5 protein-coding genes and 2 tRNA genes are annotated in these 8476 nt (G+C 73.4%); 2 read left to right on the forward strand and 5 right to left on the reverse strand.

Going from position 1 to position 8476, the window contains the following annotated elements:
- Window positions 1-153 precede the first annotated feature (153 nt).
- Both ACH4ZX_RS11795 and ACH4ZX_RS11800 read right to left on the reverse strand, forming a co-directional pair.
- The gene (locus ACH4ZX_RS11795) at window positions 154-5139 is read right to left on the reverse strand and encodes a PAS domain-containing protein (RefSeq protein ID WP_398271187.1); all 4986 of its coding nucleotides are present in this window, start codon (window positions 5137-5139) and stop codon (window positions 154-156) included.
- Window positions 5140-5407: 268 nt separating this feature from the next.
- Window positions 5408-5881, reverse strand: a complete 474-nt coding sequence (locus ACH4ZX_RS11800) for an SSI family serine proteinase inhibitor (RefSeq protein WP_398271189.1) — start codon at window positions 5879-5881, stop codon at window positions 5408-5410.
- 169 nt (window positions 5882-6050) lie between these two features.
- Here ACH4ZX_RS11800 and ACH4ZX_RS11805 point away from each other — a divergent pair.
- Both ACH4ZX_RS11805 and ACH4ZX_RS11810 read left to right on the forward strand, forming a co-directional pair.
- Window positions 6051-6141 (forward strand) — tRNA-Ser (locus tag ACH4ZX_RS11805).
- Window positions 6142-6330: 189 nt separating this feature from the next.
- Window positions 6331-6403 (forward strand) — tRNA-Arg (locus ACH4ZX_RS11810).
- 84 nt (window positions 6404-6487) lie between these two features.
- Here the strand turns inward: ACH4ZX_RS11810 and xerC are convergent.
- From xerC to ACH4ZX_RS11825, 3 genes are all read right to left on the reverse strand, one after another.
- Window positions 6488-7729: a tyrosine recombinase XerC gene (gene xerC, locus ACH4ZX_RS11815; protein WP_398271191.1), complete on the reverse strand. Its 1242-nt coding sequence runs from the start codon at window positions 7727-7729 to the stop codon at window positions 6488-6490.
- Entirely contained in the window at window positions 7717-7923 is a 207-nt protein-coding gene (locus tag ACH4ZX_RS11820) for a helix-turn-helix domain-containing protein (RefSeq protein ID WP_398271193.1), read from the reverse strand. The genes xerC and ACH4ZX_RS11820 overlap by 13 nt, the downstream gene beginning before the upstream one ends.
- Window positions 7924-8061: 138 nt before the next feature.
- Window positions 8062-8476 (reverse strand): transposase (locus tag ACH4ZX_RS11825; protein WP_398271195.1); only part of this gene is annotated, 415 nt, incomplete at its 5' end.

Raw genomic sequence — 8476 nt, forward strand, 5'->3', positions numbered from 1 at the left:
GTAAGACAAGCGAGCCGTGCCGCGGAATTGAGTAATCGTTGCTCAATGTCCGGCGGACAGTGAACCGGACGGCCGGAGACACCGGTCCGGGGTCCGGGCAGCGACCGGCCCGGACCGGTGTCTCCACCGGCCGGTGCCAAGCGCGGGTCCGCCCTAGTTGGTCCCGATCCGGGCCAGCAGGTCCACGATCCGGTCCTGCACCTCCGCGCTGGTGGAGCGCTCCGCGAGGAACAGCACGGTCTCGCCGGAGGCCAGCCGCGGCAGGTCGGCCGCGTCGACCGCGGCGGTGTAGACGACGAGCGGGGTGCGGTTGAGCTGCCCGTTGGCGCGCAGCCAGTCGACGATCCCCGCCCGGCGCCGGTGCACCTGCAGCAGATCCATCACGACCAGGTTCGGCCGGAACTGCCCCGCCAGCGCCACCGCGTCCGCGTCGCTCGCGGCCCGCGCCACCTGCATCCCGCGCCGCTCCAGCGTCGCGGTCAGCGCCAGCGCGATCTCCGCGTGCTCCTCGATGAGCAGCACGCGCGGCGGGTGCTGCTCGCTGTCACGCGGCGCGAGCGCCTTCAGCAGAACGGCGGGATCGGCGCCGTACGCCGCCTCGCGCGTGGCCTGTCCCAGGCCCGCCGTCACCATCACCGGAACCTCGGCGGCCACCGCCGCCTGCCGCAGCGACTGCAGCGCGGTGCGGGTGATCGGCCCGGTCAGCGGGTCGACGAACAGCGCGGCCGGGAAGGCGGCGATCTGCGCGTCGACCTCCTCGCGCGAGTGCACGATGACCGGCCGGTAGCCGCGGTCGCTGAGCGCCTGCTGGGTGGTGACGTCCGGGGCCGGCCACACCAGCAGTCGGCGCGGGTTGTCCAGCGGCTCCGGCGGCAGCTCGTCGTCCATCGGCTGCGGACGCGGCGGGTCCGCGACCTCCACGGCACCGCCCGGACCGTCCAGCGGTTCGGGCCCCTCGGCGGCGTTCTCGTCCGGCGCGCCGATGGCGTACGACCGTCCGGTGCCCTCTGTGCCCGGCTGCACCAGCCGCGTCTGTCCGGCCAGCGACGGCTGCGGCTGCGGCTGCGCTGGGGGCTGGGTCTGGGCCTGGGGCTGGGGCTGTGCTTGTGGCGGTACGGGAGTCTGCTCGGCCGGCGGGTGCGGCCGGGCGGCCTGCTCCGTGACCGCGGCGGCGTCGGCCCTCGTCCCCAGCTTGCGCCGACGGCCCGAGCCGCCGGGCTGATGCGGCGCGGGCGTCGCGGCCGGCTGCTGCACCTGGGCCGCCTGCCGCGTGAACGGCACGCCCTGCCCCAGTGTCCGCACACTGATCGCCCGCCCCTGTGTGGAGTTCGGATCGACCGGCGCGACGCCCTCGGCGGGCAGCGGCCGGCCCGCGGCTTCCACCGGCGCCGGCGCCGGTGCCGGGACGGCGGCGTTCGCCAGGGGCACGCCGGCGCCGGAGGTACCGCCGGTGCCGGGCCAGGGCTGGGTCGGGGCGGGAGCGGGGGCCGCACCGGCCTCGGCGGGCACCGGCTGGGCCGGCACGGGCTCCGCGGGGGCGGGCTGCGGGGGCTGCGCGACTGTCGGCTGGGGGATCGGCGGCTGCGCGGGCACGGGCTGGGCGGGCAGGCCGACCTGCCCGGTCGCGTCCGGTGCGGTGACCGGCTGGCCGGGAGCCATCTGCACGCTCGACGCCAGGGCGCCCTGCGGAGGAACGGGAGCGCCGGGCTGCACCTGGGGCTGGGGCTGGGGTTGCTGGACCGGCTGACCCGGCTGGACCGCCACCCCCTGCCCGGCTGTCTGTCCGGCCGTCGGCCCACCGGCCTCCTGCACCGGAACTCCGTGCGCGGGCGTTCCGGCCACCGCGCCCTGCTGGGCCACGGCACGACGCCGACGCCCCGTCGGCGCGGTCGTGGGGTGCGGCTGGGGCGGGGTGTGGTCGTCGGCCTGGTCGTGCGGAACGGCGTCGTGCCGACCGTCGTCGAGAACGTCACCGGGGACGCCGTGACCGGCCTGGACAAGGCCCGCCGGGTGCCCGGGTACCTGCCCCTGCACCGGAACCTGTGCCGGCACCGGAGCCTGCACCGGAGGTTGCGCCTGCGCAGGCACCTGGGCCTGCGCGGGCAACTGCGGCTGGCCCGGACTCTGCGGCTGGCCGGCACTCTGCGGCTGTGCGGGAGCCTGCGGCTGGCCGGGAGCCTGGGGCTGCACGGGAGCTTGCGGCTGGCCGGGAAGCTGAGACTGCGCCGGAGCCATACCCGGTGCCGGCGTCACCGCCTGCGCGGGCGCGAGCCCCTGCGCGGGGACGACTCCCTGCGCGGGAACGGCCCCCTGCCCGGGGACGACTCCCTGCCCGGGAACGGCCCCCTGCGCAGGAACGACTCCCTGCCCGGGAACCGGTGTCTGTGCCTGGGCCTGCCCGGCGACCGCCTGCGGCTGACCCGGGACCTGAACCTGCGCGGGCGTCACCCCCGGCACGGGACCGAGCCCCTGCGCCGCAGCCGCCCCGGGAACCTGCGCCTGCCCGGGGACCTGCGCCTGCCCGGGGACCTGTCCCGGCACCGGCACCGGCACAGGCACCGGTGCCTGCCCGCCCGGCGCGGCTGTCCCCGCCCCTGCGGCCGCCTCCGCTGCTGCGGGCGCCCCCGCCGCAGTCCCTGACGCAGTCCCCGTCGCGGTCCCCGCTCCGGCATCCGTCGCCGTCCCGCCGGACGGACGGTCGGCCTCGGCCGGGGGCAGGGCGAACACCGCGCGGGGCCCGGCCTCCTGCGCGGCTGCGCGCTCGTTGGCGGCGGCCAGGGCCCGTCGCCGCCGCCCGGTCGGCTGGGCGTCCTCGGTCTGGCCCGGCTGAGCCGCCGGGGGGAGTTGCGCGGGCTGGGAGGGCTGGACGGTCAGGTCAGGATGAGGGGCGGAGGGAGCCGGCAGGGCCGGCGGCAATGCCTGCTGCCCGCCGTCGTCACGCCGGGCACGGTGGTGCCCGGCGCCCGGCGCGGGCACGCCCTGCGGCGGCACGGTTCCGCCCAGCCCGGTCCCCACGGCGGCGGTCCCCGCCGCATGCTCGGCAGCCGTCATGACGGCGCCCTCGGAGACGCCCTCCCCGGCGCCCTCGGCAGGCCGCCCCCGGCGTCGCCCCGTACCGCCGGAACCCTCGACGGCGGCCTGCGCCGGTACCTGCCCCTGCCCCTGCCCCTGTGCCTGTGCCTGTGCCTGTGCCTGTGCCTGGGCCTGGGCTGCCTCCTCGGCCGCACGCCTTCGGCGCCGACCGGTCGGCGCGCCGCCCTCCGTGTCGCCCGCTCCGGCCGTCCCGGGCCCGCCGGAGACCTCGCTCTCCAGGAAGGCGTCGACGGAGGACCGCCGCGCCCGCCGCCGCCCGCCGCCCGGCTGATCGGCCGGGACCGCCCCTTCGACGGCCGGAGCCCCGGCCACCGGGACCCCGGCCACCGGAGCCTCGCCGACCGGGACCTCGGCGACCGCGATCTCGGCTGCCGGAACGGCCCCGGCGCCACCGCCGATGGGCACTTCGAGCACGTAGGCGTTGCCGCTCATGCCCGGCACTTCGTGGGTCTGCAGCACGCCGCCGTGGGCGCGCACGATCCCGCGCACGATCGGCTCGTGCACCGGGTCACCCCCGGCGTATGGCCCGCGTACCTCGATCCGTACGACCTCACCGCGCTGCGCCGCCGCCACGACGACGGTGTTGTCCATGTAACCGCCCGCCGACACCGGCGCGTTGCCGGTCGCGTCGACCCCCGCGACGTCCGCGACGAGGTGCGCGAGGGCGGTCGCGAGGCGCTGCGGGTCGACCTCGGCCTCGATGGGCGGGGCGTGCACCGCGAACTGCACCCGCCCGGGCCCGATCAGCTCCACCGCCCCGTCGACGCCGGCGGCGACGACGGCGTCGAGCATGACCTTCGTACGGCAGATCTCCTCGCTGCCGGCGTCGAGACGCTGGTAGCCGAGGACGTTGTCGATGAGGGAGGTGATCCGCGAGTAACCGGCCGAGAGGTGATGCAGCACCTGGTTGGCCTCGGGCCACAACTGCCCGGCGTCGTCGGCGGCCAGCGTGGCGAGTTCGCGCCGCAGCTCCTCCAGCGGCCCGCGCAGCGACCGGCCCAGCAGCGTCAGCAACTGCTCGTGCCGCCCGGCGAGAGCTTCGTAGCGGTCCTTCTCCCGCTCGCCGAGGGCGGCGTACCGCTCCTCCCCGGCGGCGAGTTCCTCGTCGTGCCGCTCCTGCAGCTCCTCGAGTTCGGTGACGTGCTTCTGGCGCAGGGCGGTGAGCTCCGAGGCGTGCTCCTCCTCGATCCGCTCCAGCTCCGCCGCGTGCCGCTTCTCGAGCTCGTTCTTCTCCTCGACGAGCGCGTCGTAGGGCCGCCGGTCGGTGAAGGTCATGACGGCGCCGACGAGCTGGTCGCCGTCGCGCACGGGCGCGGTCGTCAGGTCGACCGGCAGCGCGTCGCCGTTCTTGGCGAACACCACCTGCCCGCGCACCCGGTGCTTGCGCCCGGAGCGCAGGGTGTCGGCGAGCGGGGACTCGTCGTACGGGAAGGGCGAGCCGTCGGCGCGGGAGTGCAGGACGAGCGTGTGCAGCTCGCGCCCGCCGAGATCGCTGGCCCGGTACCCGAGGATCTGGGCGGCGGCCGGGTTGACGAGGACGATGCGCCCGTCGGTGTCGGTGCCCACCACGCCCTCGGACGCGGCCCGCAGGATCATCTCGGTCTGCCGCTGCGAGCGGGCCAGCTCGGCCTCGGTGTCCACGGTGCCGGTGAGGTCCCGCACGACGAGCATCAGCAGCTCGTCGCCGCTGTAGCCGTGACTGTCGTACGCCTGGTGGCCGCTCTCGAGGTTCGCGCTGGTGACCTCGACGGGGAACTCGGCCCCGTCCGTCCGCCGGGCGGTCATCCGCGTCGGCTTGGTCCGCCCGCGCGGGTCCATGTGGTCCGGCCGCCGCATGGACCCGGGGATGAGCTTGGAGTCGAACTGCGGCAGCAGGTCGAGCAGCCCGCGCCCGACGAGGGCCGTCCCCGGCGCCTCGAACGCCTCGAGCGCGATGGTGTTGGCGTTGACGACGGTCCCATTGGCGTTGACCAGCACCAACGCGTCGGGAAGCGCGTCCAGTATGGCTGCGAGGCGAGCAGCGCCTCGGGATGGCCTGCTGCTCACGAGACGCTTCCTCCCTGTTACCGCCCTTTGCTGACCGCTCGGGCCATCTTGCCAACCTGCCCGCGACGTGTCACGCGAGGGAGTCTAAGGGCAGCGGTTGCGCCGGCGACGCCGGATGAGAGGGAGGTCGCACAACGAAATGACGCAGAACCCGTGACCCTGCCGTGACCACGCCGCCCGCCCGGCGCCCGGTCTCCGCGGGACTTGCACGCGACTTCGGCGAAGCCCGGTCCCGCCGTGAGACGTCCCGCCGTGAGACGCCGTGTGGTCACGGCCGCCCGCGGGAATCGAGATCGGGCAGCAGCGGCACGAGCCGGTTCCAGCGGGCGATCCGGCACCCGTCACCGCGGTCGTACACCGCGTCCACCGGCCGTCCGGCCCAGGTGCCGGTGACGTGCGCGGTGGCGGGTCCGCCGTACTGCATGGTGCACATGCCGCCGTCGGGGACGGGCGCGAAGACGTCCGTCCCCCAGCGGGTCCCCCGGTCGAGCGCGGCGCAGGCGCCGGCGGCGTCGGGGTGAGTGCCGCTCGCGGGGTGGCAGTACAGCTCGTAGGTGCCGTCCCGCCCCTCCCCGGCGTGCCGCACGGTGACCACGAGGTGATCGCCGCCGCGGTCCTCGTCACGGACGGGCGGGGGCGCGAGCGGGCCCGCCGCGGCGTACGCGACGGCGGGCACGACGGAGAAGGCGGCGGCGGTCGCGGCGGTGGCGGCGACGAGAGCGCGGGGGATGGCCTGCAGCATGACCTGACTAACGCGCCACACTCCCGGACGTTGCGCGCCACACCCGTCACGGGCAAGGGCTTTGCCCTGCGGGCTTCCGGCCTAGTACCGTGGGAGGCGATTGGTGACACCGCACTCGGCTGTGTCATCATCTGCACGCACCACTCGCGCTCGCGCGGGCGGTTGTGCTGGAGGCGTCGCCTAGTCCGGTCTATGGCGCCGCACTGCTAATGCGGTTTGGGCCTTAAAGCCCATCGAGGGTTCAAATCCCTCCGCCTCCGCGCTGCATCACCGAAGCCCCGGTCCCCAGGACCGGGGCTTCGTCGTTCCCGTCCTTCCCTCGTGACGGCGTTTTCCCAGGTCACAAGGGGTGGACCAAATGGATTTCACATGGCGGCGGCAGTCATGTAATGTTCTTCCTGTCGCCGGGACGGGGCCGAAAGGACCAAGACCAGCGGAAAACAAAACAAGCACTCGTAGCTTAACGGATAGAGCATCTGACTACGGATCAGAAGGTTGCAGGTTCGAATCCTGCCGAGTGCACAGCAGACCAGAGGCCCCGGAGAGATCCGGGGCCTCTGGTGTTTCGGGCGCGTACAGCAGCGAAGTACAGCAACGGGGTTCGAGTCAGCCGGAGTCGGCGCCGCCCATCGCCGCGGACAGCTTCCCGACCGCGGCCCGTACCTCTTCCTCGCTCGCCTCGGCGTACACCTCCATCGTCATGGCGATCTGCGAGTGCCGCAGGATCCGCTGAGCGACTTTCGGGTGCACCTTCAGCGCGACCAGGAGTGAGCTGCACGTGTGCCGGGTGTTCCGCAGCGGGATCACCCGGAGGCCGGCGCGGCGGGCCCGCAGGGCGAACATGCGGGTGAGGTTTCCCGGCTCGATGGGCGTCCCGTACTTGGTCATGAAGACCAGGCCGCGGGTGTTCTGCCAGAGCTCCCCGGCCGCCTTCCGGTCCCCGGCCTGTTGTGCCCGCCGCATGCGGAGAGCCTTGAGGCACAGTTCGGGCAACGGCAGGAAGTCGTCGGACTCCTCCGTCTTGGTCTCCCGGTGGAGGATCTGCCGTCCGGCCCGCTGGATCTGGTGATCCACATACAGCTCCCCCGTCTCGAAGTCGATCGACTTCCAGGTCAGCCCCAGGGCCTCCCCGCGACGCAGCCCGAGGCAGAGGACCAGGACCCAGGCCGCGAAGAGCGGATCCTCGCGGGCCAGGGAGTCCGAGAGGAACTGTCCCGCCTCGGCGACGGACCACGGTTTGATGCGGCGGCGACGCGGCTTGGGCACCTTGACCAGGGAGGCCACGTTCTTGCTGATCTCCTCCTCTGCCACGGCATGCGACAGCGCGGCACGCAGGGCATCACGGGCCGCCTGGATCACCCGCCGGGAGGGATACGCCTCGCAGCACTCACCGATCCCGCAGCACCGTTGCCGTTCCGGGGCTCGCTTGGCGTCCTTGCCCTGCGCGCAGCACTGGCAGATGCCGGCCAGCTTGGTCAGCCACTCGCGGACGTCCCGGACCGTCAGCTTGTCGAGCCGCTTGGTGCCCAGGTGCGGGACGATGTAGAGCCGTACGGACCCCTCGTACGAGACGTACGACAGCGGGGCGAGATTCGGCTTCACGATCGACTCGAGCCAGTAGGCGAGGAACGCCGCCACGGTGCAGTGACGCGTCCGCACCGGCCCCCTGCCCGCTTCGTTGTGAAGCTTGATCCACTTCTCGTGGGTCTCCTCGCGGGTCTTGCCGTAGACGTACTTCCGCTTGCGGTCGCCTTCCGGGGTGGTGACCCAGACGTAGGCAGCGAAGCCGTTCTTGTACGGGTCGATGGATCCCTCGCCGTTGGCTCGCTTCCCGCTCATGCCGCCCACCCCTCAGCCTCGGACGCGCAGCGGTTCACGTACTCGTCGACCCAGGCCGGAAGGATGCGCCGGTTGCGCCCGACCTTCACGGAACGGATCTCCCCGCTCAGGATGAGCGCTTTCGTCTTGGAGAGGCCGAAGCCGAGCATTTCGGCGACTTCAGCGGTGGTGTGCCACTTGCGGGTGATGGTCACCGTGGTCATGTGGTCGGTTCTCCTTCCGTTCCGGGGGCGGGTTCGAGGGATTCGGCGAGCCAGGCCTCACCGACGCTGAGGCCAGTGCCAGCGAAAACCCAGTGGGCAAGGACAAGGGTGGTCTCCCCGTCCTGCGGGACGGGCGGGTCATGTCCCCTGTGGTGGTGTAGCCGGTCCGATCTGATCGTTGTTGGGGTAGATCTCGTCCATGCTGCCTTCGGGGAGGTAGCGGCGGGGGAAGGCGATCCATTCGTCGTGCATCTCGATGAGCACGGCGGTGGTGAGTCGTTCGAGGGCGTCGGGGTTGGGGAAGATCTGGACGACGTCGGTCCGGCGTTTGATCTCGCGGTTGATCCGCTCCAGCGGGTTGGTCGACTGGATCTTCTTCCAGTGCCGATCAGGGAAGTCCGCGAACGCGGTCAGGTCCTCCTTCGCTTCCAGGAGCATGGACCTGACCTTGGGGAACCGGCGGCCGAGCATGTCGGCGACGGTGTCGAGCTGGGCCCGGACGGCTGCGGCGTCGGGCTGGGCGAAGACCGTGCGGATCGTCGCGGCCACCATC

The organism is Streptomyces sp. NPDC020490, from assembly GCF_044335305.1.
Taxonomy (GTDB): domain Bacteria; phylum Actinomycetota; class Actinomycetes; order Streptomycetales; family Streptomycetaceae; genus Streptomyces.